The following is a 26,480-nucleotide window of genomic DNA, read 5'->3' on the forward strand; positions in this document are numbered from 1 at the left end:
CGAACACGGTCGCGTCGTGGTTGCCGGGCAGCACCGACAGGACCGGGGTGTTCGGGTACTCCTGCGCGAGGCGTTCCGCGCCTTCCAGGTACACGTCGGCGTCACCGATCCAGACGCCGACCGGGACGTCGCCCAGCTGCTCGGTGTGGTGCAGCGGGTCCGTCTCGATCCAGTCCTGCTCGGTGGCGAACACGCCCTTCTCCTGCATGTGCTCCCAGGTCACCGGCAGCGCGGGCGCCAGCAGCGCGGCTGCTTCGACGGGCAGCCCCACCTCGGTGCGCTCGGCGGCGTAGTTCAACGCGCCGAAACCACCGGTCGATATTCCGGCGACGGCGAAGGGCAGGCCGTCGCGGTCGCCGAGCCGCCGGGCGCGCAGCCACGCCGGGACCTCTTCGAGCAGCATGCTCATGAGGTCGCCGTTTGCGGAGCCGTCGTTCCAGTACGAGTTGAACCCGCCGTCCACCGCGAGCAGGCCGAACGGCGGCAGCGCCCCGTTGGCGTACTCCGTCTCCAGCTTGCTCAGCGTCTCGTACGGGATCGGCGTCGGGCTCATCCCGTCCCTGCCGTGCAGGTACAGCACGATCGGCAGGTTCTCGGTGCGCTCCAGGCCGGTCGGGAACGCGAACATGAGCTGCACGTCCCCGTCCCGGTAGTGCGAGCGCTCGGTGTCCACGCTCAGCACCGGCCCGGTCGCCGCCGGAGTCCTCGGCATCGGTCTGCGCAGCGGTGCCTCCGCCGTGGCCTGCCCGGGTTCCGATCGCCCGCACGCGCCCACGGCGGCACCGGTCGCCGCCGCACCCATCAAGGAGAGCAGGCTCCGCCGCCCCAGTTTCACGTTCCGCATCCGCCTGCCACCACGTCGTCAAGGTCCCCCCGACACCTTACCGAGGCCCCTGATGCTTGTCCGCGAGGCCGACCACGTTCAGCATGACCCGAGGAGACGTCGGTGGAAGGGGATGGCGTGAACGGTGCGGAGAGCCTGCTCGCGGCGGCGCGGGACGCGGGTGTGGCGGTGTGCTTCGCGAATCCCGGCACGACGGAGCTGCCGCTGGTGGAGGCGTTCGACTCGGTCGGCGGGATCCGCACCGTGCTCGGTCTCGCGGAGGGCGTCGTGACCGGCGCCGCCGACGGGTACGCCCGGATGGCCGGACGTCCCGCGATGACGCTGCTGCACCTCGGTCCGGGATTCGCCAACGGCATAGCGAACCTGCACAACGCGCGGCGCGCCCGCACCCCCGTCATCAACGTGATCGGCGAGCACGCCACCTGGCACCAGGCCGCGGATCCGCCGCTGGCCGCCGACATCGACTCGCTGGCCCGCCCGGTGTCGGGATGGGTGGGCCGCACCAGCGGTGCCGCCGCCGCGGCGTCGGAGTTCCTCGACGCCCGCCAGGCCGCGCTGCGGGATCGGATGCCGGCGACGCTGATCGCCGCCGCGGACCACATGTGGGACGACGGGGGCGAAACCGCCGCCGTACCACCGGAACCGGCACCGGCCGCCGTTGACCGGCACCGGGTCGCGGGCATCGCGAAGCTGCTGGCCGGGCCTGGTCGTCCCGCGCTGCTGCTCGGCGGGGCGGCGCTCGGCGCGGACGGGATCCGGCTGGGCGCCCGGATCGCCGCGGTGACCGGCGGTGACGTGTTCGCCGAGCGCAACCCGGCGCGCATCGAGCGCGGCCCGGACGTGCCCGCGGTGCGGTCGCTGCCGTACTTCCCGGAGGACACCCTCACCGCGCTGCAGGACTACACGCACCTGGTGCTGGTCGGCACCGGCATTCCGGTGGCGTTCTTCGGATATCGGGGACAGCCCAGCGTTCCGGTGCCGGAGCACGTCCAAGTGCACACGCTCGCCGACCTCGACGAGGACGCCGTCGACGCGCTCGGCGCCGTCGCCGACGCCACCGGCGCGACCAGCGTCGAACCGCCGGTGCGGGAACGGCCCGCGCTGCGCTCGCCGCGCGGCGAGCTGCACGCGAAGGCCGTCGCCACCGCCATCGCGCTCAGCCAGCCCGACCGGTCGATCATCGTGAACGAGGGCGTCACCGCGGCGGCGGCCTACCCGGCGGTGGCGTCCGCCGCGCCCGCGCACACCGAGTTGGGGCTGACCGGCGGCGCGATCGGCATGGGCATCCCGGTCGCCACCGGGGCAGCGCTCGCCTGCCCGGACCGCCCGGTGATCAACCTGCAGGCCGACGGCAGCGCCGCCTACACCGTCCAGGGGCTCTGGACGCAGGCGCGCGAACGGCTCGACGTGACGACGGTGATCTGCGCGAACTCCCGGTACCGCATCCTGGAGGCCGAGCTGGGCCGGGCCGGCGTCCGCGAACCCGGCCCGGCGGCGACCGGCATGACCGACCTCGGCGCCCCCGCCGTCGACTGGGTTGCGCTGGCCACCGGCTTCGGCGTCCCCGCGGTGCGCGCCACCACCGGCGAGGAACTGACCGCCGCCCTGGAGAACGCCTACGCGGAACCGGGTCCGCACCTCGTCGAGGCAGTCCTGCCCTGACGGCCCCGCCGCAGGCGCTGAGCGCTCCGCTTGCGAGCGCCGCGGGCTTCCCGCGGCTGATACGCCGTTGCGGCGGTGAGCGGGGCGCTGCGGTCGCCCTCTCACCGGCCGGCGAGCGTGCGGGTTTCGAGGAGGTCGTGGCGGAGGGCGAGGGAGGCCGCTTCGAGGCGGGAGTGGACGCCGAGCTTGGTGAGCACCGCCTGCACGTGTGTGCGGACCGTCGTCGGGGAGACGCCGAGGGACTTGGCCATCGTCGCCGTCTGCGCCCCTTCCGTGAGCAGGCCGAGGCATTCGCGTTCCCGGGCGGTCAAGTAGGAGGCGAGCTTGCGGGCGTCGAGGGCGTCGCCGCGCTGCTGCTGCGACGGGACCCTGGTCGCGGCGAGCGAGACGACGGTCTCCCCGGCCGCGACCGCGTCGAGCGCGTCGAGCAGGATCTCCAGGCCGCACATCTTGTTCACGTATCCGGCCGCCCCCGCCGACAAGGCGCCGCGGACCCCGTGCGCGTCGCCGTCGGCGGTGAGCACCACGATCTTCGTGCCAGGACCGGCGGCGCGGACCTCCCCCAACCGCGCCACGCCGTCGCCGTCGCCGAAGAACCGGTCGAGCAGGCAGATGTCCGGTGCGAACCTGCGCACCGCGGCGACCGTGCCCGCCAGCGAGCCCGCCGTGCCGACCACCGGGAAGCCGCGCGCGGACAACGCCGCGACGAGCGCGTCCACGAAGATCGTGTGGTCGTCGCCGAGCAGCACCCGCGTTGAACCGTCCCCCATCGAACTCCCCCATCGTCGCCGTACGTCGCCAGCCGGGCGGTGTCAGGCCACCGGGAACACCAGCCGCGCCCGCGTTCCCCGCAGCGGAGCCGGATCCAGGTGCAGCCGCGCCCCGCATTCCTGCGCCAAACCCGTCACGATGCCCAGTCCGAGACCCGCGGCACCGTCCGGTCCGCGGCCGAAACCGGGCCCGTCGTCGGAGATCTCCACGGTCGCGGTTCCGCCGTCCGGCTCCGCCGCCGGTGAGCGGGTGATGCCCAGTTCGACGACGCCGTGCGGGCCCGCCGCCCGCATCGCGTTGTCCAGCAGGTTCGACAGCATCCGCCACACCGCGGTCGCGTCGGCCCGCACCGGCACCGGCGCGCCCGGCCGCACCAGCAGCGTCGGCGCCCCCGCTCGGGCGCGGGCGGTCGCGAGCCGACCGAGCAGGCCGTGCAGCTCCACCGGGACCGGCTCCGCGGGCGCCGCGCCGGAGGCGACCAGGTCCAGCAGCCTCGCCAACTCCTGGCTCATCACCTCCAGGCGGTCCGTCGCCGCGGGCGGCAGCGCACCGTCGGCGCGCATCCCTTCGGCCAGGTACGAGACGGCGGCCAAGCCGTGCCCCAGGTCGTGCAGCAAGCCGCGCAGGCACCGTTCCGCTGCCGGCGGTGCAGGCGCGGGCAAGGATTCGGTTCGCACCACCGCTCCCCTCCGCTCCGAGATGACGTGGCCGGATCCGCGCCGGCCGTGCTAACCGGGTCGTCGCGGATCCGGGGCCCGCACGTTGCAGTCTCATTCCTTCAGGGGATGACGGTCACCGCAGGTCACGGATGTACGCCGGGAGGTCCACCACGGCACCGGAGGGCCGTGACCCGCTAGCGGCCGGAGTCACCGGGTCCGGCCGGTACGCGGCGGCGAGGTCCGCCGCGAGCGCGACCTCGGTGTGCACGCCCGCCACCCGAGCGCGGGCCGCGGCGGCGAGCCCGGCCGCCCAACCCGGCTCGGCCAGCAGGCTTTCGACGGCCGAGCCCAGCAGGTCCGGGCGAGCCGGGGGCACCAGCAGGCCCGTCACGCCCGGCACGACCACGTCGCCGATCGCGTTCACCGCGGTCGCCACCACGGGCACCTCGGCGCTCATCGCCTCCACCACCGCCAGCGGCAGGCCTTCGTAGCGACTGGACTGCACGAACACGTCGAACGCCGGCACCAGTTCCGCCGCGTCCGGGCGTTCCCCGGCCAGTTCGACGCGCACGCCGAGCCGCGTCGCCGCCGTGCGCACCCGCGCGGCGCGCTCCCCGTCGCCGATCCACACGCCGATCACGTCCCGTCGGCGCAGCGCCGCCAGCGCGCGGACCCAGTCCTCCGGTGCCTTCTGGTAAACGAGCCTGCCCACCGCGCCGATGACCGTCGCCGACGGCGGCAGCCCCAGCGCGCGGCGGGCGCGACCGGGGCGGATCTCCACCGGGCGCACCGCGACGCCGGTGGTGCGGACCCGTTCCGGTGCGACGAGGCCGCGCCGCACCGCCTCCACCGCCACCCCGGTGCCGACGCACAACGCGACGTCGGTGACCTCGCCCAGCGCCCGCTCCACCGCCAGGTACGCCCGCCTGCGCGGTGCGCGCTGGAACTCGTGGAACGGGAAGCCGTGGTAGGAGTGCACGATCCGGCCCGCCCCGGTGCGGCGGGCCGCGATCCGGCCGAGCGCCCCGGCTTTCGCGCAGTGGGTGTGCACGACGTCGAAATCCCCGCGCCGCAGCAGCGCGGTGAGCCGCCGCAGCGCGCGCAGGTCGTGGCCCGGGGAGATCGGCGCGCGCAACGCCGGTTCGAGCACCGTCGGCAGCCCCGCTTCGGCCGCTTCGCGCAGCAACCGGCCGCCGCTTCCGGTGATCACGGTGACGTCGAACTCGCGCGGATCCAGCCCCAGCGCCCCGCGCAGCGCCATCACCCCCGCGCCGCCTTCGAGCCTGGTGATGATCGTGGCGACGCGCCTCCTGCGGCTCATCGGGGATCCGGCGGGGAGAGCTCCCCGGCGGCGCCGGGCGCGGCCGGGTTCGTGCGCAGGCCCGCGGCGGCGGCCACGCTCACCGCCTCCAGCTGGGAGTGCACCCGCAGCTTCGCGAGGATGCTGCGGGTGTGGGTGCGGACGGTCTCCACGGAGATCCGCAGCTCCTCCGCGATGCGGCTGCCGCGCTTGCCGTCGACCATGCCGCGCAGCACGTCGCGCTCCCGGTCGCTGAGCACGTCCAGCGGCCCGTCCCGGCGACCGGCGCGCGCCACGTCCTCCCGCAGCCGCAGCAGGATCTCGCCGAGCACTTCCGGCGGGAACCAGGCGTGGCCCGCGCACACGCCGCGCAGCACGGTCGTCAGCTCCTCCACCCCGCACTCCTTCGGCACCCACCCGGCCGCACCGGCCCGCGCCGCGTCGACCGCGCGCTGCCGGTCGAGCCCACCGGTGAGCACCACGACCCGCGTCGCCGGACGCCGCAGCAGCACCGCCTCCACCAGGTCCCCGGTGGAGGTCACCGGGTCCACGTCGAGGGTCACGACGTCGGGGCGCAACCGGTCGACCGTCGCGGGCAGCCTCGGATCGTCGGTGGCGCAGCGGCCGACCACCCAGATGTCGCCGACGTCGGAGAGCCTGGCGCTCAACGCCTCCGTGAGCATGAGGTGGTCGTCCACCATCAGCAGCCGCAGCACGTTCACCCCCTCACCGTCGCGCCCGGCCGCCCGGAAGTCCTCATCCACCTGCGGGAGCGGCACCCGACGAGACCGGGAGAACCGGGTGAATCCCGACGGCCTCACCCGACGCGCGCGTCCACGCCGGGGGTGTCGGCTGCCGGGTCGATGCTGTGGCGGCGCGGGCTGCTCCACCGGCCGTTGGAGCTCGACCACCACGCCAGCGGCAGCGACGACAGCGCGATCGCCGAGTCCAGCACCCGCAGCGGCAGGAACAGCCACGCGTAGAGCAGGAACCGGGGTTGCCGCTGGATCAGCGTCACCACGCACGTCAGCAGCAGGTCCGGCAGCACGATTCCCAGCAGCAGCGCGGGAATCGTCAAGTAGCCGGACACCGCCTCGTAGGTCCCGGCGAACCACGGCACCGCCAGCGCGCCGCCCGCCAGCTCCGGGACGAGCAGCACCAGCAGCACCAGGGGCAGCAGCACCAGCATGATGCTGCTGGTGAGCAGTTCCAGCAGCAGCAGCGAGAGCATCGCGGTGAACAGGTTCGGCTTCGGCGGGTGCCTGCGCACCGTCTGCCACAGCCCGAGCGACCACCGCTTCGACTGGCGCACGTAGTCGCGCATCGTGCCCGGGTCTTGGGTCTCGGCCACCGCCGTGGGCGTGAACCCGACCTTGCCGAGCCGCTTCTGGTAGACCTCGAAGGTCATGTTGAAGTCCTCGATGACCAGTCCCGGCGGGTTCACCTCGATGTTCGGCAGCACGTCGGTGCGGTAGAGGCTGGCGAAGCCCGGCACGATGTGCGTGGCGTTGACGTGGCGCCAGGTCTGGCCGAACTTCAGCAGGTACTGCGTCATCGAGTAGATCCGCTGCCGGTGGAACGCCACCAGCCTGCCCGAGAAGGACAACGACCGGTCCCGCCACGAGGTGCGCACGCACCCGGCCACGGCGACCACGTCCGGATCGTCGAACAGCGGCAGCGCGGCGCCGAAGTAGCCCGGTTCGACGCGCGTGTCGGCGTCCAGCAGCATCACCAGGCGGAACCGGCGGACCAGCCGGAACCGGCGGATGCCGACCTGCAACGCGCCCGCCTTGCCGACGTTCTCCTCGGTGCTGATCACGTTCACCCCGGCGCGGCGGGCGAATTCCACGGTGCGGTCCGAAGAGCCGTCGGAAACGACGTGCACCTGCTTCGGCGGGATCAGGGCGGTGATCGCCCGCAGGCTCTCCCGGATGACGAGCTCCTCGTCGTGCGCGGCGATGAGCACCGCGACGTCGGTGAGCTTCAGGTTCGTCGCCCGCCGCAGGCGGTGCCTGCCGGGTTCCGCCTTCTTCTCGCGGTGCGCCTGCAGATCGGTGACCACGGCCTTGCGCGGGCGCATCCGCGTGCGCAGCGAACCGTGCCAACCGTCGAGCACCCGCAACAACCCGATCAGGCCCCACAGCGTGAAGTTCGCGCCGAAGACCGCGATCGCCAGCACCCACCACGGGATCACGACACCGTCCCCCTCATTCGTCCACCGGCAGGCTTTCCGCGACCCGGTTCCAGGTGGCGGTGTCCTCGTAGCCGTACATCCACAGGTAGACGCCGCGGATCCCGGATCCGCGGGCCACCTCGAACTTCGCCTTGGAGCTGACCGAATTCTCGAACCACACCTCGTGCTCCCGGCCGCCCTCGTCGGTGTAGCGGAACCAGGGGGTCTGGCTCACCGGGTCGTAGTGCGTCTCCGCGCGGTGCTTGGTGGCGAGCTGGAACGCCTGCAGCCAGGTGACGTTGGCGCCCTGGTTTCCGACCCAGTCGTAGCCGTAGAGCGGGATGCCCAGCACGATCCGCTCGGGCGGGATCTGCGTCTTGGCGTACTGCACGACCTCGCGCACCCAGCCGATCGGCGCGACCGGTCCAGGCGGTGAGGTCCCCCAGTGGAAGTCGTAGCCCATCAGCCGGACCTGGTCGGCGGCGCGGCCGATGGCGGCGAAGTCCTGCGCCACGTTGCGCTCGTCGTAGCCGGCGTCGCTGTCCTTCGCGAACACCGCCACCGACAGCGTTCTGCGCTCCGCGTGCAGCGCGGCGCCGAGTTCGGTGACGAACGCGCTGAACACCTCCCGGTCGCCCGCGCGCAGGTTCTCGTAGTCGATGTCGATACCCGCGTAGTCCTCCCGCTCGACCAGCGCGACGATCTCCCGCACGTGCCGGTTCCGCAGCCGCGGATCGTGCAGCACCTTCGCGACCGGTCCGTACGCCCAGCGGCCGTCGGTGATGTTGGCCAGCGACGCCACCACCGGCACGCCCGCGTCGCGCAGCTTGTCGACCTGCTCGGAGACCTCGGCGGTCCGCTCCGGCGGGAACTGGTGGGTGATGGTGCCGTCGTCGCCGAGCCCGTAGATCCACGGCGACACCTCGTTCACCGAGTCCCGGTTGGCGACCACGGTCGCCGTCCCGTTGCCCAGGTTCCAGAACGGCAGCGAAGCCACCACGAGCGTGCCGGGCTTCGCGGGCGACATCATGCGCGGCGCGGCCATCACGACCACCAGCAGCGCGGCGATCGCGATGAGCGCGATGAACCAGATCGACCCGCCGAAGTGGCGCACGCGCCGGGCGCGGGGGCTCCGCGCCCGGTCCAGGTCCCACGGCGGCGGTCCGTCCCGTTCCGGTTCGGGTTCCCCGGTTCCGGTCCGCACCCGCCGCCACCACGTCGCGAGCTTCGCGCCGAGCCCACCGCTCGCAGCGGCCCCCGCACCCGTCGCCACTTCATCCCGTTCGCCCTCCCGCACCCCGTCGTCGTGCATGTCCCCTCCGCTACGCCGACACGACCTGCGCCGCGCGCGTCTGCTCGTCGATGACGGCGCGAACGATGTCATCGAGCGTGCGGGTGGGCTGGAAGCCGATCAGCGCCCGCGCCTTCGCGCAGTCCGGCACCCGGCGTTGCAGGTCCTCGTAACCGGGCCCGTAGGCGTCCTCGTAGGACATCTTCACGACCCCGGCGTTCGAGCCGGTCAGCTCCAGCACCTTCGTCGCGAGCTCCATGATGGACACCTGCTCGGTGCTGCCGAGGTTGATCGCGGTCCCGTTCGCCTCCGGGACGTCCACCAGCCGCACCAGCGCGGGCACCACGTCGAGCACGTGGCAGAAGCAGCGGACCTGGTGCCCGGTGCCGAACACGGTCAGCGGCCGGTCGTCGAGCGCCTGCCCGACCAGCCGCGGGATGACCATGCCGTAGCGACCGGTCTGCCGGGGGCCGACGGTGTTGAACAACCGCACGATCACCGCGTCCAACCCGAGTTCCCGGACGTAGGAGCAGGTCAGGCTCTCGTCGATCGCCTTGGCCTCGGAGTAGGTCCAGCGGGTCTTGAGCGGTGAGCCGATCAGCCTGTCGTCGGTCTCGGACAGCCCCGGTTTGGTGTTCTTGCCGTAGATCTCGCTGGTGGAGGCCACCAGCACCCGCGCTCCGTTGCGGTGCGCGGAATCGAGCACGTTCTCGGTGCCGTGCACGTTGGTGAGCAGGCTGCGCAGCGTGCGCTCCTGGATGACGAACGCCCCCACCGCCGCCGCCAGGTGGAACACGACGTCCACTTCGGACACGAGGTCGTCGATGAGGGAACCGTCGAGGATGGTGCCCTGCACGAAGCGGAAGGCCGGCGCGTCCTGCGGCAGGTTCGCCGTGCTGCCGGTGCTGAGGTCGTCCACGCCGAGCACGGTGTGCCCCTCGGCAAGCAGGTGTTCGACCAGGTGCGAGCCGATGAAACCGGCGGCTCCGGTGACCAGCGCCCTCATCGCGCACCCCCGCCCTGCTCCGCGGCCAGCGGCCGGTTCAGCCCCGCCCCGCGCCGGGTCGTGGAGTGCAGCCGTTCGTAGAGGTCGTCGATGCGGCCGGTGACGGCCTCGATGCCGTACAGGTCGCGGATCACCGGCACGTCGCCGCGCGGGCGCCGGTCGGTGACCTCGGCGGTGATCTCCTTGCGCATGCCTTCGACGTCGCCCGGGACCTGCCGGGCCCGGTCGGTCCGCACGCCGTCCAGCGCCGGGCACGTCGTGTAGAGCACCGGCATCCCGTTGGCCAGCGCCTCCAGCACCGACAACCCGAAGGTCTCCTGCGCCGAGGACGCCACGAACAGGTCGAACGCGGAGAGCATCGCGGAGACGTCGTGGCGCTCACCGGCGAACACCACGTGCTCGGCCACGCCGAGCTCCGCGGCCAGCGCCTCCAGCTTCTCCCGTTCGGCGCCGCCGCCGACGACGAGCAGCTTCCCGCCCTCGCCCAGCAGCGGGGCCGCGGCCTCGATCACCATGTCGAAGCGCTTGTTCGGGTCGAGCCTGCCGAGCACGCCGATCACGTGGGCCCGCTCGTCGATGCCGTGCTCCGCGCGGACCCGCGCGCGGGCGGCCGGGTCGAAGCTGACGCGGCCGAAGTCCACCCCGTTCGGGATCACGCTGATCTTGTCCCCGCGCATCCCCCACTTCGCGAGCCGGTCGGCGACCGTCTGCGACACCGCGATCGTCCGCTGCGCGAACACGTCGGTGCCGAGGTAGAGGCCGCGGACCCCGGCGGTCATCCGCCTGCGCTCCAGGTGCGTCTCGCCGATCGAGTGCTCGGTGCCGACCACCACGGGCGTTCCGGCCAGGCGCGCGGCGAGCTTGCCGTAGACGCACGCCCGGTACAGGTGGGTGTGCACCACGTCGTAGCCGCCCTCGCGGATCAGCGCCCGCATCCGCAGCACCGCGCCCAGCTGCGTGTTGCTGGTCATGCCCAGGTCGCGGACCCGGACCCCGTCCCCGGTGATCATCCCTGCGACGTCACCCGGGTTGTAGAGCGCGAGCACCTCCGATTCGTGCCTGGTGTGCTGCAGGATCGACCTCAGCTGCAGCTCGGCGCCGCCGACCCCCAGACCGGTGATCACGTGCAGAACCTTCATCGCTGTCCTCCCCCCATAGCGGTGGTCAGCACGATGCCGACCGTCCTGGCCACGACCACCACGTCCAGCCACGGCGTCCAGTTCTCGATGTAGCGGTTGTCGAACTCGGCCCGTTCCGGGATCGAGGTGTCCCCGTGCAGGCCGTGCACCTGCGCCCACCCCGTCATGCCGCCGCGCACCCGGTGCCGGTCGCGGTAGCGCGGGATTTCGCGGGCGAACCGTTCGGCGTAGCAGGGCCGCTCCGGGCGCGGCCCCACCACGGACATCTCGCCGCGCAGCACGTTGCCCAGCTGCGGCAGCTCGTCGAAGTGGGTGCCGCGCAACCAGCGGCTCAGCGGCGTCGTGTCGGTGGCGCACACCGACCAGCCCTGCTCCGAGCCGACCGGCACCGTGCGCAGCTTGACGACGGTGGCCGACCGGCCGGCGCCGGTGACGCGGCGCTGCCGGAACAGCGCGGCCCCTCCCCCGCCGAGGCGCACCGCCGCGGCCAGCACCAGCAGCACCGGCGCCAGCAGCACCAGCAGCGCACCGGCGACGACCACGTCGAACGCCCGCTTCGCGCGCACCGCCGCGCCGGTGTGCGCGAACCGGCGCAGCGGAACCAGCGGCACTCCCCAGACCTCGTCGAGGAAGCGCTGCGGCACCGCCACGCCCAGCTCCGGCAGGCTCGGCACCAGGTAGACCTCAGCGGGCAGCGGCCGGCAGTCCCGCACGATCGAGACCAGGTCCGCGTCGGTGTCCCCGGCGCAGAGGATCACCCGGGTGGCCCGGTGGCGGACCACCAGCTCACCGAGGCGCTGCGGGCGTCCCAGCACCGGCGTCCCGTCCCCGGCCGGTCCGTCCGCGAGGAACGCCGGTCGCAGGCCGAACTCCGGGTGCTCCCGCAACGCGCGGGCCAGCCGCGTCCCGACGGGACCGGCGCCGACGATCAGCACCGGCTCGACGAGCAGGCCCCGGCGGTGCGCCGCGCGCATCCCCGCGCCGCCCGCACCGCGCGCCAGCACCAGCGCGCCCGCGCCGGCCGGTGCCAGCCACCCGGATTCGGTCCACGGCACCAGCAGCGCCGCGGGCACCGCGGCGGCCCCCGCGAGCCGCGGCACCTGGTCCCCGACGCGCAGGCAGATCCGCAGCCGCTGCCCGCCGTCGACGGCCAGCACCACCAGCACCACCGCCACGTACAGCGCGCCGGGCAACCCCGGCACACCCATCGCGAACGCGACCGCGGTCAGCGCGGCCGCGTCGACCACCGGCCACAGCACCACCGGCAGCAGCCGCGGCGCCGCGCGCTCCCCGGTTCGCACCGGGGAGCGCAGCGCACACGGCATCGGGCCGGGGCCGGGCCGCAGGTCGGCGATGCTCATCCGGCGGCTCCGGCGGGCACCCGGCTCTTCGGCGCCGAGGACGACAGCCGCGCGCTGACCCGCCGCACCGCGTGGTCCGAGCCGTAGACGAACCGCATCACCGGCCCGTGGCTCGGCGCCACCGAGGCACCGACGAAGAACAGGCCCGGCACCGAGGACTCGAAGTGGGCGTCCACCCGCGGCGTGCGCGCCAAGGTCCGCAACCGGGACCGCAGCCGCGGGTTCAGGAACCCGAACCGCTCCAGGTCCGGCGGATACCCCGTGGCGCACACCACGTGGTCGGCGGTGAACTCGCGACCACCGCCGCCGAAGGTGCGCACTCCCAGCTTCACCTGCTCACCGACCGTCTTCGCCCAGTCGACGGTGTGCCCGACGTGCACCGGGAAGACGCCCTCCACGCGACTGCGCAGCCACCACGCCCCGGCCGGGCCGAGCGCCGTGCGCGCCCGGAACACCCGCTGCCCCTCCGGCAGGTGCCGGAACAGGTCGGGGTGCTCGGAGTAGAACCAGGTCGACAGGCCCGAGCCGAGCCCCGCCTCCGGCTCCCGCATCCGCCGCAGCAGCGGCCGGTCCGGCAGCAGCGGCCTGCCGTTCCACGCCACGTCCCTGGCGCGCGCGATCAACCGCACCGAGGCGCCGTTCTCGTGCAGCAGCGCCGCCGACTCCAACGCGGACTGACCCGCGCCCATCACCAGCACCTCGGCGCCGTCGAACCGGGCCAGGTCGGTGTGCTCGGAGCTGTGCGTGCACAGCTCCGGCGGCAGGTCCGCGAACACCTCCGGGGTCCGCGCGAAGTGCTGGACGCCCGCGGCGACCACCACGGAGCGGGCCTTGGCCCGGCTCCCGTCGGCCAGTTCCAGCTCGAACACGCCGTCCCGCCGGTCCAGGTCGGTGACCAGCACCTGCTCCACGTCCAGGCCGCGCTGGTCGCGGAACCAGTCGGCGTAGGCGGTGAAGGTCTCCAGGGACACCGGCACGCCGTAGTCGGCGTAGCCGCGGCCGGTCTCCTGGCAGAAGTTCCGCAGCGTGTGCGAGCGGTCCGGATCGGACAGGTTCGAGGCGAATCCCTGCGATTTCAGGAACATGCCGCGCGGCATCTTGCTGCGCCACAGGTCCATCGGGATGCCGAAGTGCCGGTAGCTCACGCCGCCGGCCCGCAGGTGCGCGGCCAGCGACAGCCCGTACGGACCGGCGCCCACGACGGCGACGTCGACGGTGTCGTTCATCAGTGACCCTCCTTGACCGCATACGGCGACCGTCGCCGCTGCCGATTCCCCGTTCTCGCGTCCCGTTCCGCCCGTGCGCGGAAGCGCGGCGGTTCCACCACTTGCACGCTCGGGCGCGGAGCGAGCCGCCGCGTCAGGGCGCGGCGCCCCATCCACCCGCACATCAGCGCGAAGGGCGCGAGGTCGTCGCGGGCGAACCACGCCATCTCGTCGACACCCCACAGCGAACGCGCCCACCCGAGCAGTCCCAGGTCGCCGCGGCGCCAGTAGCCCAGCGCGCCGATCGGGTCGTAGTTCTCCACCAGGAATCGGCGCCCCACAGGGGGAATCCCTTCCGGCACCGGCTGCCCGGTGAGGTCCAGATAGGCCGCGAGCGCCACGTCCATGCCCGCGGAGTCGCGGAACAACCGGAACTGCGCGCCCAGCCGCGGGTTGAAGTCCAGCAGCCGGTAGGTGCCGTCGCGGCTGTCGAACCGGAAGTCCAGGTCCGCGATGCCGCGGAAGTCCAAGCGCCGCAACAACTCCGAGGCCTGGGCCCGAAGCACCGTGTTCGACGCGCACCGGCCCAGCGTGGTGAGCCCGGCGTGCGCCGGGTAGGACCGCAGCTTCACCCCGGTGAACGCGGGGCGGCACCCGGCGGATCCCCGGTAGGCGTGGAAGAACCAGTCGTTGCCGCTGCCGCCGGGCACGTACTCCTGCAACATCAGCAGACCCGCGTCCTGGGATTCGCAGACCTCGGCGATCTCCAGCAGTTCCGCGCGGGACCGCAGGATCGACGTGCTGCGCACCTTCGCGCGGCCACCGGACGTCCACGGCGTCGCGAGCTTCGCCACCAGCGGAAAACCCGTCTCCGCCGCGAATTCCGCCGCCTCCGCCCTGGTGCGCACGAGTTCCGCGCGCGGCGTCGGCACGCCCAGGTCCCGGCACACGTCCTGCAAGGTGAACTTCCCCGCGATCTCCCGGGGCAGCTCCGGTGACGGGTCCGGGAAGCGGAACCAGTGCCGCAGCGCGGCGCCGTGCTCGGCCAGGTGGATCGCGGCGGCGTCGTCGGTCGGGAACAGCACCGCGGGCCTGCCGAGCCGTTCCGCCAGCGCCGCGAGCCCCAGGTTGATCCGCTCCGGGTCGGCGAGCTCCGGGCGCCACCACCAGCGCCCCCGCAGGTAGCGGGAGTGCGCGGCGGGCGCCATCGGGTCCTCGTGCACCGCGTACACCGGTACCCCGACGCGGCCCAGGCTGCGGATCAGCCCGAGCCCGCCGTGGTGCAGCACGTTCGGGTCCAGCTTGAACACCACCGCGGGCGTGGCGGTGTCGATGCCCTCCGGCTCCGGTCCCATGCCCGCCTCACACGACCTGGCGGTGCGGCGCCAGGTCGAACTGGTACGTCGCGTCCAGCACCTGCGGGCAGTCGCCCGCCCACGCGTAGTCGAACCCCGGGTGCACCGTGTGCACGATGACCAGGTCCCAGTCGGCGCCGCGCGGTTCCGGCTCACCGGTCAGCCGGGAACCGTCGGGAAGCTCGACCTCACCGATCAGCGGGTCGTGGTAGCGCACGTCCACGCCCAGCCGAGTCAGCCCGGCGATGATCGGCAGCGCCGGGGACTCCCGCAGGTCGCGCACGCCCGCCTTGTAGCTCACCCCCGCCATCAGCACCCGCGCCCCGATCGCGCCGGTCCCGGCGGCGGCCAGCATGCTCTCGGCGCGGCGCACCACCTGGTCCGGTCGCAGGTCGATGGAGCGCATCGCCTGGTCGATCACCGGTGCCGCGACGCCCTTCTCCCGCAGCTGCCACAGCAGGTAGTGCGGATCGCACGGGATGCAGTGCCCGCCGACTCCGGGGCCGGGGAAGCTGCCGAGGAAGCCGTAGGGCTTGGTGCCCGCCGCGATGGTCACCTCGATCGGGTCCAGCGACAACGCGCCGCAGATGTCGGCGATCTCGTTGGCCAGCGCCAGGTTCACGGCGCGGAAGATGTTCTCGTACAGCTTGGTCAGCTCCGCCGACTCCGGGGAACCGACCAGGTACACCGAGTCCGTGAGGTCGCCGATCACCCGCGCCGCCCGCGCCGAGCACTCCGGCGTGACGCCGCCGACGATGCGCGGGGTGTCGCGCTGCACGTGGTCGTGGTTGCCGGGGTCGATGCGTTCCGGGCTGAACGCCACGTGCACCTCGGTGCCGACCCCCAAACCGCGGCGCCGCAACGGTTCCACCAGCAGTTCCCGCGTGGTCCCGACGAACGTCGTGGACGTGAGGATGATCGTCTGGCCGGGCCGGGCGTGCGCCACCGCCGTCGCGCACGCGCCGCGCAGCGCGGCGAGGTCCGGCACCCGGTCCTCGTCCACGGGCGTGGGCACGCACACCACGACCGTGTCCGCTTCCGCCAGCGCCTCGGGATCGTCGACCAGGCGCAGCGATCCGTCGGCGAGCGCGTCGTGCAGCACCGCGCGTTCCGCGTCGGGCAGGTCCACGTCGCCGTCGGCCACTGCCCGCAACCGCGCTTCGCTGATGTCGACGCCGACGACGCTGGAACGCCGGGCGGCCAGCCCGCACGCGGTCGGCAGGCCCACGTAGCCCAGCCCGAGGATCACCACCGTCTCCTGCCGGGCCTTCGGCACGCGGGTTCCGAGTCCGGAGGCGCGGCGGACCGCGTCCTCCTCGGACCGGTCCTGGTAGGCGACCAGCCGACCGGACAACTGCCGCTCCCGGCCGTTGACCGCCAGCGCGAGGTGATGCTGGGTCACGTTTCCTCCCCCAGTTTCGCGTGTCCCGTGCCGCGCGGTTCTCGCCGCCGGCTCGTTCCGGTGTCCCGTGGTCGGGCCGGGCGGTCGCGGCCCCCACCGCGTTCCGCCCGCCCGATGTCGCCGTTGTTCGTCCGCGGATTTCAGAATCGCAGTGCGCAGCGGTAGGACCGCTCCCCCAACGGCGGTAGCGCCCCTACCGAAACCGCAGGAATCTCGGCGCGGGGATCTCCGCCGCGCGGGTGGCGGTGAGCCCGTGCCGGACGCGTTTCGCGTCGAGCCGCAGCGCGCCGTCCCGATCGCCGACGTAGGTGCGCGGCAGCGCGTGCGCGCCCGAGAACTCGCAGCGCCAGATCGCGCAGCCGTAGCCGTAGCCGGCTTCCCGCACCGCGCCGACCGCGGCGGCGTCCACGGCGCCGTACGGGTAGCAGAACCCGTTGACCGGCTGGCCGGACAGCGCTTGCAGCACCGGGCGGCTCTTGCCGACCTCGGCGGCCAGCTCGACCGGGTCCAGCTCGGTCAACCGGCGGTGCCCGACGCTGTGCGAGCCGATCTCCATGCCCTCGGCCGCGACCCTGGCGACCTCGTCCTCTGTCATCAGCGATTTGCGCGGGCCCGCCGGGTCCCAGTCGTTGTGCCCGCCCATCATCCCGGAGATCACGAACACGGTCGCCGTCCAGCCGTACCGGCGCAGCAGCGGGTGGACCGTGTCGGCGAAGTCGGTGTAGGCGTCGTCGAAGGTCAGCCCCACCAGGCCCCGGCCCCGCCCCGCGCGGCGGGCGGCCAGCAGTTCCCGCATCGACACCCCGGTGCACCCGCGCGCCCGCAGCCAGCGCAGCTGCCGTTCGAACCGCGCCGGTTCCACCGTGACCAGGTACGGGTCGTCGGTGTACTCGGACACCGAGTGGTACATCAGCACGTACGGGAACGACTGCGGCACCCGTCGCCGGGTGGGCTGTTGCGCTGTCCGGGTCATCACCGGCCGCCCTTCTGGTCACGTCCTCGGCGGACCGTCGCACGGCGGGCTGCGGCGCGGACCGGTCGCGCGGGTGAGCCCGGGTAACCCGGTTGCACGAGACGGCACCGCGGAGAGGTGATCAACTGCCCGTTTCGGGGCGATCGGTAGGATCGGGCGAATCAGCGCACCGGACCACGAGCACGCCGAGGAGTTGACAGTGGCCGCGGCCTCCCGTCGAGAACCAGCACACCAGGACGGGCCCGCCGACCCGGCCCCGGACGACGACCTCGGCACCGCCGCGAGCCGGAACGGGCACGTTCCCGAGTCGCGTGCGCGCCGGGACTCCGACTCCGCGCCGCCGCAGGCCGGAATCCGCGATCTGATCGCCGCCTACCCGTGGCTGCCGGTGGTGCTGGGCCTGCTGCTGAGCGCGCTGGGCGTGTGGTGCTTCACCGGGCTCACCGAGCAGGTCTACCAGGGCGGTCCGCTGGTCCGCCTCGACGAGCACCTGCTGCGGGTGTCGCTGGGCCTGCGCTCCGGGCTGCTGGTGGGGGCGCTGGCGGTGCTCACCTGGCTCGGCGACGTGCTGGTGGTGCTGCCGTTGAGCCTCGCGATCGGCGTGCTGATCGGCGTCACCCGGCACCGGTGGTCGCCGCTGGTGCTGCTGGCGCTGTCGTCAGCCGGCACTGGGCTCGCCGTGTACCTCATCAAGATCATGATCGCCCGGCCGCGACCGCTCGTGGTGGACGCGGTCGTCGTCGAGGACGGATTCGGCTTCCCCTCGGGGCATTCGGCGCACGCCGCCGCGCTCTACCTCATGCTCGGCGCGTTCGCGCTGCGGCTGCTGCGCACCCGGTGGGCCCGCAACGCCCTGTTCACCGCCGCCGTGCTCGCGATCGTGATCACCGGGTTCAGCCGGGTGATGCTCGGCGTGCACTCCCCCACCGACGTGCTGGCCGGGTGGACGCTCGGCGCGTCCTGGACGGTGCTGCTGCTGAGCCTGTGGCTGTTCGCCGAGCACCTGCCCCGGCTGATCGACTCCCTGGTGGCCCGCAAGCGGCGGGCCTCCGGGGACTGAGCGGGCCGCCCACCGACGGCCCGCCCGCGCCGCTCAGATCGTCCAGGTGTCGTTGCCCATGAGCAGCCCCTGCAGGTCCGGCGGGTTGCTCTGCCGCGCCGCCGACGTCTGCTGGCGGGCGGCGTCGTCGTAGGTGGGGCGCGACACCGAGCGGAACACGCCGGTCACGGTCGGATCCAGGTTCACCCCTCCCAGCCTGGACAGCGCGTAGGCGAAGGAGCTGTCCTCGCGTTCCGCGTCGTGCACGACCACGTCGCCGGAGGCCACCTCGGCGAACGGCGCCACCGCCAGCTCACCGGCCGCGTTGCGCACCACGGCGGACTGCTCGCCCTCCGGGCCGAACACGATGGGTTCGCCGTGGCTCAGCGGGATGATGCGGCGCTGCTTCTCGTCCTTGTCCTTGAGCACGTCGAACGCGCCGTCGTTGAAGATCGGGCAGTTCTGGTAGATCTCCACCAGCGCGCTGCCCCGGTGCTCGGCCGCGGCCTGCAAGGTCTCCGTCACGTGCGCCCGGTCCGAGTCCAGCGTTCGCGCCACGAAGCTCGCCTCCGCGCCCAGCGCCAGCGACACCGGGTTGAACGGCGTGTCCAGCGAACCCGCGGGCGTCGACTTGGTGACCTTGCCGACCTCGGAGGTCGGCGAGTACTGGCCCTTCGTCAGGCCGTAGATCCGGTTGTTGAACAGCAGGATCTTCAGGTTCACGTTGCGCCGCAACGCGTGGATCAGGTGGTTGCCGCCGATGGACAGCGCGTCGCCGTCCCCGGTGACCACCCACACCGACAGGTCCGGCCGCTGGGTGGCCAGTCCCGTCGCGATCGCCGGGGCGCGCCCGTGGATCGAGTGCATCCCGTAGGTGTTCATGTAGTACGGGAACCGGCTGGAGCAGCCGATGCCCGAGATGAACACGATGTTCTCCCGCTTGAGCCCCAGCGTCGGGAGGAAGCTCTGCACCGCGTTGAGCACGATGTAGTCGCCGCAACCGGGGCACCAGCGCACTTCCTGGTCGGACTTGTAATCCTTCGCGGTCTGCTTCTCGTCGCTGGTGGGCACGCCGTGCAGGCCGCCCACCTCCGGCAGTCCGAGGTCCGTCGTCGTCACGCCGACACTCCTTGCACCACATCGGTGAGCACGTTCTGGAGTTCCTCCGCTTGGAACGGGAGACCCGCGACCTTCGTGTGGCTGTGCACGTCCACCAGGAAGCGGGACCGCAGCAGCATCGCCAGCTGGCCGAGGTTCATCTCCGGCACGATCACCTTGTCGTAACGCCGCAGCACCTCGCCGAGATTCCCCGGCATCGGGTTCAGGTACCGCAGGTGTGCCTGCGCGATCGGCACGCCCTGCCCGCGCACCCGGCGGCAGGCGGCGCCGATCGGGCCGTAGGACGAGCCCCAGCCCAGCACCAGCACCTCGGCCCGCCCGGACGGGTCGTCCACTTCGAGGTCGGGCACCTCGACGCCGTCGATCTTCGCCTGGCGCAGCCGCACCATCTTGTCGTGGTTGTCCGGGTCGTAGGAGATGGCGCCGGAGCCGTCGGCCTTCTCCAGCCCGCCGATCCGGTGCTCGGTGCCGGGGTTGCCCGGCACCGCCCATTCGCGGGCCAGCGTCTCCGGGTCCCGCACGTACGGCCAGAAGTCACCGGAACCGTCCGGCGCGTTCGGCTCGGTCGCGAAGGTCACCCGCAGGTCCGGCAGCTTCGTGATGTCCGGGATCAGCCACGGCTCGGAGCCGTTGGCGATGGCCCCGTCGGACAGCAGCAGCACCGGGGTGCGGTAGCGCAGCGCGATCCGCGCCGCCTCCAGCGCCACGTCGAAGCAGTCCGCCGGGGACTGCGGCGCGAGCACCGGCACCGGGGACTCGCCGTTGCGGCCGTAGAGCGCCTGCAGCAGGTCCGCCTGCTCGGTCTTGGTGGGCAGCCCGGTGGACGGGCCGCCGCGCTGGATGTCGCAGATCAGCAGCGGCAGCTCCAGGGTGACCGCCAGCCCGATCGTCTCCGACTTCAGCGCCAGCCCCGGCCCGGAGGTCGTGGTCACCCCCAGCGATCCGCCGAACGCGGCACCCAGGGCCGCGCCGACCCCGGCGATCTCGTCCTCCGCCTGGAAGGTCGTGATGCCGAAGTTCTTGTGCTTGGCCAGCTCGTGCAGCACGTCGGAGGCCGGGGTGATCGGGTAGGTGCCCAGGAACATCGGCAGCCCGCTGCGCTGCCCGGCGGCGACCAGGCCGTAGGCCAGCGCCACGTTGCCGGTGATCTGGCGGTAGGTCCCGTTCGGCAGCGTCGCGGGCGCGACCTCGTAGGTCACCGCGAACGCCTCGGTGGTCTCGCCGTAGTTCCAGCCCGCGCGGAACGCGAGCACGTTGGCTTCGGCGATGTCGGGCTTCTTCGCGAACTTCTCCCGCAGGAAGCGCTCGGTGCCCTCGGTCGGCCGGTGGTACATCCACGACAGCAGGCCGAGCGCGAACATGTTCTTCGCGCGTTCGGCGTCCTTGCGCCCGACGCCGGCGGGTTCCGCGGCGCCGCGGGTCAGCTCCGCCATCGGGACGTGGTGCACCACGTACGGTTCGAGCTCGCCGGACTCCAGCGGGTTGTGCTCGTAGCCGACCTTGGTGAGGTTGCGCTTGGTGAACTCGTCGGTGTTGACGATGAGGATGCCGCCGTGCGGCAGGTCGCCCAGGTTGGACTTCAGCGCGGCGGGGTTCATCGCCACCAGCACGTCCGGCCGGTCGCCCGGGGTGAGGATGTCGTAGTCGGCGAAGTGCAGCTGGAAGCTGGACACGCCCGGCAGCGTCCCGGCGGGAGCGCGGATCTCGGCCGGGAAGTTCGGCAGGGTCGCGAGGTCGTTGCCGAAGGCCGCGGCCTCCGAGGTGAAGCGATCGCCGGTGAGCTGCATGCCGTCACCGGAGTCCCCCGCGAAGCGGATCACCACGCGGTTGAGCTTGCGCGTCGTCGTGCCGTTCGGGGTGTCCTCGTTCGTGCGCTGGGAGTTCGCGGAGCCGTTGGCGCCCGGCCCGCTCGCGCCGGTCCCCGTCTGCTCCGGAGGCTGGTGCCCGTTCGTAGTCACCAATGGACCCGTTCCCTTTCCAGCTCGCGGGCACGCCCGCAAGCCACTCCGCCGCCCTGTGGCGCACGATACAGCTCGGTGCGGCGTTCTTACGCCGACCACACGCGGGACTCAAGGGGCGGGACGGTCTCCTGAGCCGAGCTAACATGAATTCCTCGGGGTTTTTCGGAGCCTTGTCGGCGACGATTCACTACTGCCGGGTTAAATAGGATCGTCAGCCTGGTCAGAACCGCGACCGCCCTCCCCGCTCACCCCGCCAGGCGCCCATCCGGACGCTCCGGCCCCGATTCCGCGGGACCGCCCGGGAATCCGGGACGGCCGCCCCGCTCCGGTCACCGCACCATCACCGGCAGTGACGAACGCGGGCGCCCGAGCCGGATTTCGACCACTCCGCGCGAGGATTCGCGAGAAAGGCGGGCACATCGGGCGAAGAGCGGTTCGGCCGCACGGCCGAACCTCGTCGTCGCGCCGACCGAACGGCCGGGCGGCACCGCCCCCGACCTGCCGCGCGACCGCCCCGGCCGACGACGACCGACACCGGGGCCGCATCGCCTGGGCGCCCTCTCGGGCCGCCCGGAGCCGACGGGACTCGAATGCGTTACTCGCCGGTCACCTTGGCGTTCTCAGACAGGTGGGATCACGACTTTTTCATCCAAACCTGAACGAATCCCCTATTCTCTTTCTCAATTTCATCCCACCCGGAAGACATCCATCGTCCGATGGGATTTCCGGGACTCCACCATCGCCCCACTCGACTTCATCGCGAAATCGACCGCAAAACCAACTCGCCCCCGCACGCGAAACGACGTCATCGACACGTAGACCGACCTCACGACAATGCGCGCGAAGCCGCACGAAAAAGCCTCGCTAATTCGATCATGTGAGCTCGATCATAGCCCCGGGAAAACCGTTCACACCCGGCGCTTGCTAGGCCGGACGAGTGAACTCCAGCGCCCGTGACAACGCACCGCGAACCCCCGTGCCCGCGAACGACGGATGACCCGGCCACCCCCATGGCCGGGTCATCTCGCACAGCTCGGAATTCAGCTCGTGCCGGTCACGTCCCGGGCAACCCCAGCACGGCCGCCACGCAGGTCGCCAGATCCCCCGTCCGGTTCCACACCATCTCCCCAGGAGCCGCCGTCGCGGCCGGCAGGAACCGTGCCGCGCGGCAATCGTCCTGGTCGAAGATCCACAGGACGTCCATGCACGTCGCGGCGTCCCGCCAGCCGACCAGGCCGCCGATCTCCCCCTCGTCGTCCGCGAAGGCCCGGAAGGACCACCCCGCCGAGCGCAGGTCGTTCAGACCCGCCAGCTCCGGGTAAGCCCGCACCGCGGACTCCGCGTCACCCCCCTTCGTCGTCTCCTCTCCCACGCCGTCCTGGCGGGAATCGAGGAATGCGCGCCGATTCTCAGCTGCTGATCGCATAAGCTGACAGTGGACCGAAATCGGATATCGGAGTGCCACACAATCGCCACAGCCGACGACTTCCGATTGCCCGGCCGCAGCCGATCAGGTTTCGTGGGCCAGGCGCACGAGGGGGAAGACAGCATGACGCACGAAAACGGCACGGAAACCGACGGCCTCGTCCCGGTGGGTCCCGGAGACGGAGGCGACGCGGACAATCCAACCAGGATCGGTTCCCGCATCGCCGAACTGCGCAAGATCCACGGCGTGACGCAACGCGCGCTGTCGGTGCGCGCGGCCGTTTCCTATTCCTTGCTGCGCAAGGTGGAACGCGGCGAGCGGGCGGCCAGCCATTCCTTCGTCGCGGCCGTGGCCCGCGCGATGTCGGTCAACATCACCGACCTCACCGAACAACCGCACCACACCCGGCCGGCGAACCCGTCCTCCGAGCAGGCGGGCGTGCCCGCGCTGCGCCAGGCGCTCGTCGAGGGCGACGACCCGCAGCTGGACACCGACCCGCGCGCCGTCGAGGACCTGCGCGCCGACGTCGCCCGCATCAAGGAATGGGACCGGCGCACCCGGCACGCGGAGGCCGTCCAGGCGCTGCCGGACCTGCTGCGGCACCTGCACCACGCGGCCAGGGCGCACCCCGAGGATCCGGCGGTGCACGAGCTGCTGGCGACCGCGTACTCCTACACCATGATCGCGCTCTACCGGCTGGGCCACCTCGACCTGTGCCACTTGGCCGACGAGCGCGCCCGCGCCGCCGCGGCCCGCGGCGCCGACCCGGTGCGCGGTTCCGTCGCGGAGTGGAACCACGCCCTGGTGCTGCTGTTCGACGGCTCCTACAACGCCGGTTTGCGGTCGCTGGACCGCTCGCTCGGCCTGCTGGAACCGGTGCCCGAGACCCCGGCGACCTCCGCCGTGCGCGGAGCCGTGCACTTGCGCGCGGCCATCCTCGCGGCGCGCACCGCCGACGCCGACCTCGCCGACACCCACCTGCGGGAGGCCCGCGCGATGGTCGTCGACGGGCAGGACGAGGCCAACCACTACGGCACCAAGTTCGGCGCCACCAACGTCGACATCCACGGCGTGGCGGTCCCCGTGGAACTCGCCGACGGCACCACCGCCGTGACCCGGGCCGCCACCGTGCAGCTGCCCGAGCACACCGCGCCGAGCCGCAGCGGGCACTACTGGATCGACCTGTCCCGCGGCTGGCTGCTGCACGGCGACCGCCGCCGCTCGCTGGAGTGCCTGCAAACGGCCCGGCGCATCGCGCCGCAGCTCACCCGCTACCACCCGCAGGTGCACGAGACGGTGCAGTCGCTGGCCGCCAGCGACGCCCGGTCGACCAACAGCCTGTCCCACTTCGCCGCCTGGTGCGGCATCCGGCGTTGAAGTCCGGCTCGGGAGCGGCGTGATGGACGACAACGGACAGCCCGTGCTGTACGCGATCGGGATGGGTTCACCCGCGGCGCGGGACATCGGCAGGTTGGTGGAGCTCGCCCAGGCCGACGGCTGGGCGGTGTGCGTGGTCGCCTCCCCCGACGGCAGGCGGTTCCTCGACGTGGAGTCGCTGGCCGCGAAGACTGGCCATCCGGTGCGCAGCGAGTACAAGGACCCGGCCGCGGCCGACGCGCTGCCCCCGGCCGACGGCATGATCGCGGCGCCGATCACCTGCAACAGCCTCGCGAAGTGGGCGGCGGGCATCTCCGACACGCTCCCGCTGGGGATGCTGGTGGAGGCGGTAGGCAAGCGGCAGCCGGTGGTGGCTATGCCGTTCTCCAACCGCGCGCAGATCTCCTTCCCGCCCGTGCAGGAGGCGATGCGGCGGCTCTCCGGCTGGGGAGTCGAGGTGCTGGCCGGCCCGGACGTGTACGAGCAGCACGAGCCCGGCACGGGCGCAGAGCACCTGCACCGCTTCCCCTGGGAACTCGCATGGCGGACCTTCCTGGACCACCCCTGGCACTCCCTCGCTGACCGTCCACCCCGCCCGACCGGTTCGTAGGGCGTGATCTTTTGATCTTCGCCCTGTCAGTGGCGGAGCCGCTGAGCAGTGACCACGCACGCAGCTGGACCACCGGCGGGTTCTCAGCGGTTTCCTCGCGAGGACAGCTTTTTCCTCGTGGCGGAGCCGCTCGGGAAAAAGATCCCGCAGCGAGGAAACCGCTGAGAACCCGCTGAACGACCAACTACGCAGGTCCTTCGGAACGGCCCCCTAGACTCGCGCCGCGTCGCCGGGACACGCTCCGGCCGGAACGGACGAGGGGAATCGGGTGCCAGCGCCGACCGAGCAGCCGACGTGCGAGCCGTCCGCGCCTCCCGCTGCCGCACCACCGCCGTTCGCGCGGGGTCCGGTGTCGGCGATCGCCGCGCTCACCGGCCTGCTGCTGGTGCTGATCAGCGGCCGGTACGGCTACCTCTCCGACGAGCTGTACTTCCTCGCCGCCGGCAAGTACCACCTGGCCTGGGGGTACATGGACCAGCAGCCGCTGGTGCCGCTGCTGGCCGCCGGGATCGACGCCGTGCTGCCCGGCTCGCTGCTCGCGCTGCGGCTGCCCGCGGCGCTGCTCACCGCGTTCGGGATCTGCTGCACCGCGCTGCTGGCCCGCGAGTTCGGCGGCGACCGGCGCGCCCAGGTGCTCGCCGCCGCCGCGTGCGCGCTGTCGCCGTGGCTGCTGCTGAGCGGGCACTGGCTCGCGGCGGCCACGGTGGAACCTGCGCAGTGGGTGCTGCTGCTGTGGCTGGTGGCGCGGTGGGTCCGGCTGCGCGAGGCGGGGGTCCGGCGGGACCGGCTGCTGCTCGCGGCCGGAGCGGTCGCCGCCGTCGGGGTGCAGACGAAGTTCCAGATCGTGCTGCTGTGCGCGGCGCTGTTCCTGAGCGTGCTCGTCGCCGGACCGCGTCCGATGCTGCGGCGCCCGGCGCTGTGGGCGGGGGTGGCGCTCGCGGCCGTGGCGTCGATTCCGGCGCTGGTCTGGCAGGCCGGGCACGGCTGGCCCGCGCGCGACATGGGCGAGGTGGTCAGCGCGGAGAGCAGCAGGCTCCTGCTGCTGCCGACGGCACTGCTCTACGCGGGACCCGTCGCGGGCGCGGTGCTGTGCTGCTTCGGGCTCTGGTGCCTGCTGCGCGACGAGCGACTTCGTCCCGTGCGGTTCCTCGCAGGGACGACGCTGCTCCTGCTCGTGTTCTACCTGCTCGCCGGTGGCCGCCCGAACTACCTGTCGGGGCTGTGCGGGATGCTGTTCGCCGCGGGCGCGGTCGGGTTCCAGCACCGCCGCGAGGCCGGGAGCACCCGCTGGTCGTGGGTGGCGTGGCCCGCGTGCGCGCTGTCCGCGGTCCTGCCGCTGGCCCTGCTCCCGCTCGTCCCGCTGCCCGCCGCGGCACCGCACCCGCCGCTCGCGTCCTACAGCAAGTTCTACGAGACGGGCTGGCCGGAACTGGCCGAGACCGTCGCCCGCGCGTACCGCTCGCTGCCGCCCCAGGACCGCGCGCGCACCGCGATCGTCGGCGAGAGCTACCACCTCGCGGCGGCGCTCGACGTGCTCGGACCGGAGTTCGGCCTGCCCGCCGTGCGCAGTCCGCACCGCGGGTACTGGTTCTTCGGTGCTCCACCGGAAAGCGCCACGGTGCTGCTGTACGTGGGCGCGGCCGAGCCGCTGGAGCCGTACTTCGCCACGAGCAGGCGGCTCGCGACGGTCCGGACCGAACTGGACCTGGTGAACCTCGCGCAGGGCGTCTCGGTGATCCGCTACGACGGGCCGGCGCTGCCGTGGTCCCGGCTGTGGCCGCGCATCCGCACCCAGTAGCGGGCGGCG

The 26,480-nt window shown here is 72.7% G+C and carries 22 protein-coding genes; 5 read left to right on the plus strand and 17 right to left on the minus strand.

Annotation, left to right across the window (positions count from 1 at the left end):
* Positions 1–844: alpha/beta hydrolase-fold protein (locus tag ACWD38_RS01650; protein WP_450123098.1), on the minus strand; the 844-nt coding region annotated here is incomplete at its 3' end.
* Between the two features lie 117 nt (positions 845–961).
* On the opposite strand from ACWD38_RS01650, the gene ACWD38_RS01655 reads away from it, so the two are divergent.
* Entirely contained in the window at positions 962–2,506 is a 1,545-nt protein-coding gene (locus ACWD38_RS01655; protein ID WP_450123192.1) for an acetolactate synthase large subunit, read from the plus strand.
* A 101-nt stretch (positions 2,507–2,607) separates the two neighbouring features.
* Here the strand turns inward: ACWD38_RS01655 and ACWD38_RS01660 are convergent, their stop codons facing one another.
* The 13 genes from ACWD38_RS01660 to ACWD38_RS01720 form a co-directional block, all read right to left on the minus strand.
* A complete protein-coding gene (locus ACWD38_RS01660) occupies positions 2,608–3,276 on the minus strand; it encodes a LuxR C-terminal-related transcriptional regulator (RefSeq protein ID WP_184478937.1) in 669 nt (222 codons plus the stop codon).
* Positions 3,277–3,318: 42 nt separating this feature from the next.
* A complete protein-coding gene (locus tag ACWD38_RS01665) occupies positions 3,319–3,954 on the minus strand; it encodes a sensor histidine kinase (RefSeq protein WP_450123099.1) in 636 nt (211 codons plus the stop codon).
* 115 nt (positions 3,955–4,069) lie between these two features.
* On the minus strand, positions 4,070–5,257 hold the full coding sequence (locus ACWD38_RS01670) for a glycosyltransferase (RefSeq protein WP_450123100.1): 1,188 nt from the start codon (positions 5,255–5,257) through the stop codon (positions 4,070–4,072).
* A complete protein-coding gene (locus tag ACWD38_RS01675) occupies positions 5,254–6,000 on the minus strand; it encodes a LuxR C-terminal-related transcriptional regulator (protein WP_450123101.1) in 747 nt (248 codons plus the stop codon). Before ACWD38_RS01675 ends, ACWD38_RS01670 begins: the two co-directional genes overlap by 4 nt.
* Before the next feature lie 53 nt (positions 6,001–6,053).
* On the minus strand, positions 6,054–7,430 hold the full coding sequence (locus tag ACWD38_RS01680; RefSeq protein WP_184478934.1) for a glycosyltransferase: 1,377 nt from the start codon (positions 7,428–7,430) through the stop codon (positions 6,054–6,056).
* A 13-nt stretch (positions 7,431–7,443) separates the two neighbouring features.
* A complete protein-coding gene (locus ACWD38_RS01685) occupies positions 7,444–8,721 on the minus strand; it encodes a glycosyl hydrolase family 18 protein (RefSeq protein WP_450123102.1) in 1,278 nt (425 codons plus the stop codon).
* 10 nt (positions 8,722–8,731) lie between these two features.
* On the minus strand, positions 8,732–9,706 hold the full coding sequence (locus ACWD38_RS01690; protein ID WP_450123103.1) for an NAD-dependent epimerase/dehydratase family protein: 975 nt from the start codon (positions 9,704–9,706) through the stop codon (positions 8,732–8,734).
* Positions 9,703–10,845 carry a glycosyltransferase gene (locus ACWD38_RS01695; protein ID WP_450123104.1) on the minus strand — a complete coding sequence of 381 codons (1,143 nt, stop codon included), beginning with the start codon at positions 10,843–10,845 and terminating at the stop codon, positions 9,703–9,705. The genes ACWD38_RS01690 and ACWD38_RS01695 overlap by 4 nt, the downstream gene beginning before the upstream one ends.
* Positions 10,842–12,206 (minus strand): sugar transferase, encoded by a 1,365-nt coding sequence (locus ACWD38_RS01700; RefSeq protein ID WP_450123105.1) that lies wholly within the window; start codon positions 12,204–12,206, stop codon positions 10,842–10,844. Before ACWD38_RS01700 ends, ACWD38_RS01695 begins: the two co-directional genes overlap by 4 nt.
* Positions 12,203–13,432: an NAD(P)-binding domain-containing protein gene (locus ACWD38_RS01705; protein WP_450123106.1), complete on the minus strand. Its 1,230-nt coding sequence runs from the start codon at positions 13,430–13,432 to the stop codon at positions 12,203–12,205. Before ACWD38_RS01705 ends, ACWD38_RS01700 begins: the two co-directional genes overlap by 4 nt.
* Positions 13,432–14,766, minus strand: a complete 1,335-nt coding sequence (locus ACWD38_RS01710) for a carboxylate--amine ligase (protein ID WP_184478929.1) — start codon at positions 14,764–14,766, stop codon at positions 13,432–13,434. The genes ACWD38_RS01705 and ACWD38_RS01710 overlap by 1 nt, the downstream gene beginning before the upstream one ends.
* Positions 14,767–14,773: 7 nt before the next feature.
* The gene (locus ACWD38_RS01715; RefSeq protein ID WP_450123107.1) at positions 14,774–16,168 is read right to left on the minus strand and encodes a nucleotide sugar dehydrogenase; all 1,395 of its coding nucleotides are present in this window, start codon (positions 16,166–16,168) and stop codon (positions 14,774–14,776) included.
* A 193-nt stretch (positions 16,169–16,361) separates the two neighbouring features.
* Positions 16,362–17,141, minus strand: a complete 780-nt coding sequence (locus ACWD38_RS01720) for a polysaccharide deacetylase family protein (RefSeq protein ID WP_450123108.1) — start codon at positions 17,139–17,141, stop codon at positions 16,362–16,364.
* Between the two features lie 199 nt (positions 17,142–17,340).
* Here ACWD38_RS01720 and ACWD38_RS01725 point away from each other — a divergent pair, with 199 nt between their 5' ends.
* Positions 17,341–18,201: a phosphatase PAP2 family protein gene (locus ACWD38_RS01725; RefSeq protein ID WP_184478927.1), complete on the plus strand. Its 861-nt coding sequence runs from the start codon at positions 17,341–17,343 to the stop codon at positions 18,199–18,201.
* 33 nt (positions 18,202–18,234) lie between these two features.
* Here ACWD38_RS01725 and ACWD38_RS01730 read toward each other — a convergent pair whose 3' ends face one another.
* The 3 genes from ACWD38_RS01730 to ACWD38_RS01740 all read right to left on the minus strand — a co-directional run bounded on the left by ACWD38_RS01730 (position 18,235) and on the right by ACWD38_RS01740 (position 22,590).
* Positions 18,235–19,299, minus strand: coding sequence for a 2-oxoacid:ferredoxin oxidoreductase subunit beta (locus ACWD38_RS01730; RefSeq protein ID WP_450123109.1), 1,065 nt, complete (start codon positions 19,297–19,299; stop codon positions 18,235–18,237).
* The gene (locus ACWD38_RS01735; protein ID WP_450123193.1) at positions 19,296–21,122 is read right to left on the minus strand and encodes a 2-oxoacid:acceptor oxidoreductase subunit alpha; all 1,827 of its coding nucleotides are present in this window, start codon (positions 21,120–21,122) and stop codon (positions 19,296–19,298) included. Before ACWD38_RS01735 ends, ACWD38_RS01730 begins: the two co-directional genes overlap by 4 nt.
* A 1,192-nt stretch (positions 21,123–22,314) precedes the next feature.
* Entirely contained in the window at positions 22,315–22,590 is a 276-nt protein-coding gene (locus ACWD38_RS01740; RefSeq protein WP_184478924.1) for a hypothetical protein, read from the minus strand.
* 219 nt (positions 22,591–22,809) lie between these two features.
* Here ACWD38_RS01740 and ACWD38_RS01745 point away from each other — a divergent pair, with 219 nt between their 5' ends.
* The 3 genes from ACWD38_RS01745 (at position 22,810) to ACWD38_RS01755 (ending at position 26,471) form a co-directional block, all read left to right on the plus strand.
* Complete coding sequence (locus ACWD38_RS01745; protein ID WP_184478923.1) at positions 22,810–24,063, plus strand: helix-turn-helix domain-containing protein; 1,254 nt, start codon at positions 22,810–22,812, stop codon at positions 24,061–24,063.
* A gap of 22 nt (positions 24,064–24,085) precedes the next feature.
* On the plus strand, positions 24,086–24,673 hold the full coding sequence (locus tag ACWD38_RS01750) for a flavoprotein (RefSeq protein ID WP_184478922.1): 588 nt from the start codon (positions 24,086–24,088) through the stop codon (positions 24,671–24,673).
* Between the two features lie 268 nt (positions 24,674–24,941).
* Positions 24,942–26,471, plus strand: coding sequence for a glycosyltransferase family 39 protein (locus ACWD38_RS01755; protein WP_343071347.1), 1,530 nt, complete (start codon positions 24,942–24,944; stop codon positions 26,469–26,471).
* Positions 26,472–26,480 lie beyond the last annotated feature (9 nt).

The sequence above is a fragment of the Saccharopolyspora sp. NPDC002578 genome (genome assembly GCF_053592695.1).

What these genes read in the sequence shown, in the direction of transcription:
- ACWD38_RS01660 (WP_184478937.1), bottom strand. Translation starts at nt 3,276, where the DNA reads ATGGGGGACGGTTCAACGCGGGTGCTGCTCGGCGACGACCACACGATC.
- ACWD38_RS01670 (WP_450123100.1), bottom strand. Translation starts at nt 5,257, where the DNA reads ATGAGCCGCAGGAGGCGCGTCGCCACGATCATCACCAGGCTCGAAGGC.
- ACWD38_RS01685 (WP_450123102.1), bottom strand. Translation starts at nt 8,721, where the DNA reads ATGCACGACGACGGGGTGCGGGAGGGCGAACGGGATGAAGTGGCGACG.
- ACWD38_RS01690 (WP_450123103.1), bottom strand. Translation starts at nt 9,706, where the DNA reads ATGAGGGCGCTGGTCACCGGAGCCGCCGGTTTCATCGGCTCGCACCTG.
- ACWD38_RS01695 (WP_450123104.1), bottom strand. Translation starts at nt 10,845, where the DNA reads ATGAAGGTTCTGCACGTGATCACCGGTCTGGGGGTCGGCGGCGCCGAG.
- ACWD38_RS01700 (WP_450123105.1), bottom strand. Translation starts at nt 12,206, where the DNA reads ATGAGCATCGCCGACCTGCGGCCCGGCCCCGGCCCGATGCCGTGTGCG.
- ACWD38_RS01705 (WP_450123106.1), bottom strand. Translation starts at nt 13,432, where the DNA reads ATGAACGACACCGTCGACGTCGCCGTCGTGGGCGCCGGTCCGTACGGG.
- ACWD38_RS01710 (WP_184478929.1), bottom strand. Translation starts at nt 14,766, where the DNA reads ATGGGACCGGAGCCGGAGGGCATCGACACCGCCACGCCCGCGGTGGTG.
- ACWD38_RS01720 (WP_450123108.1), bottom strand. Translation starts at nt 17,141, where the DNA reads ATGACCCGGACAGCGCAACAGCCCACCCGGCGACGGGTGCCGCAGTCG.
- ACWD38_RS01745 (WP_184478923.1), top strand. Translation starts at nt 22,810, where the DNA reads ATGACGCACGAAAACGGCACGGAAACCGACGGCCTCGTCCCGGTGGGT.
- ACWD38_RS01750 (WP_184478922.1), top strand. Translation starts at nt 24,086, where the DNA reads ATGGACGACAACGGACAGCCCGTGCTGTACGCGATCGGGATGGGTTCA.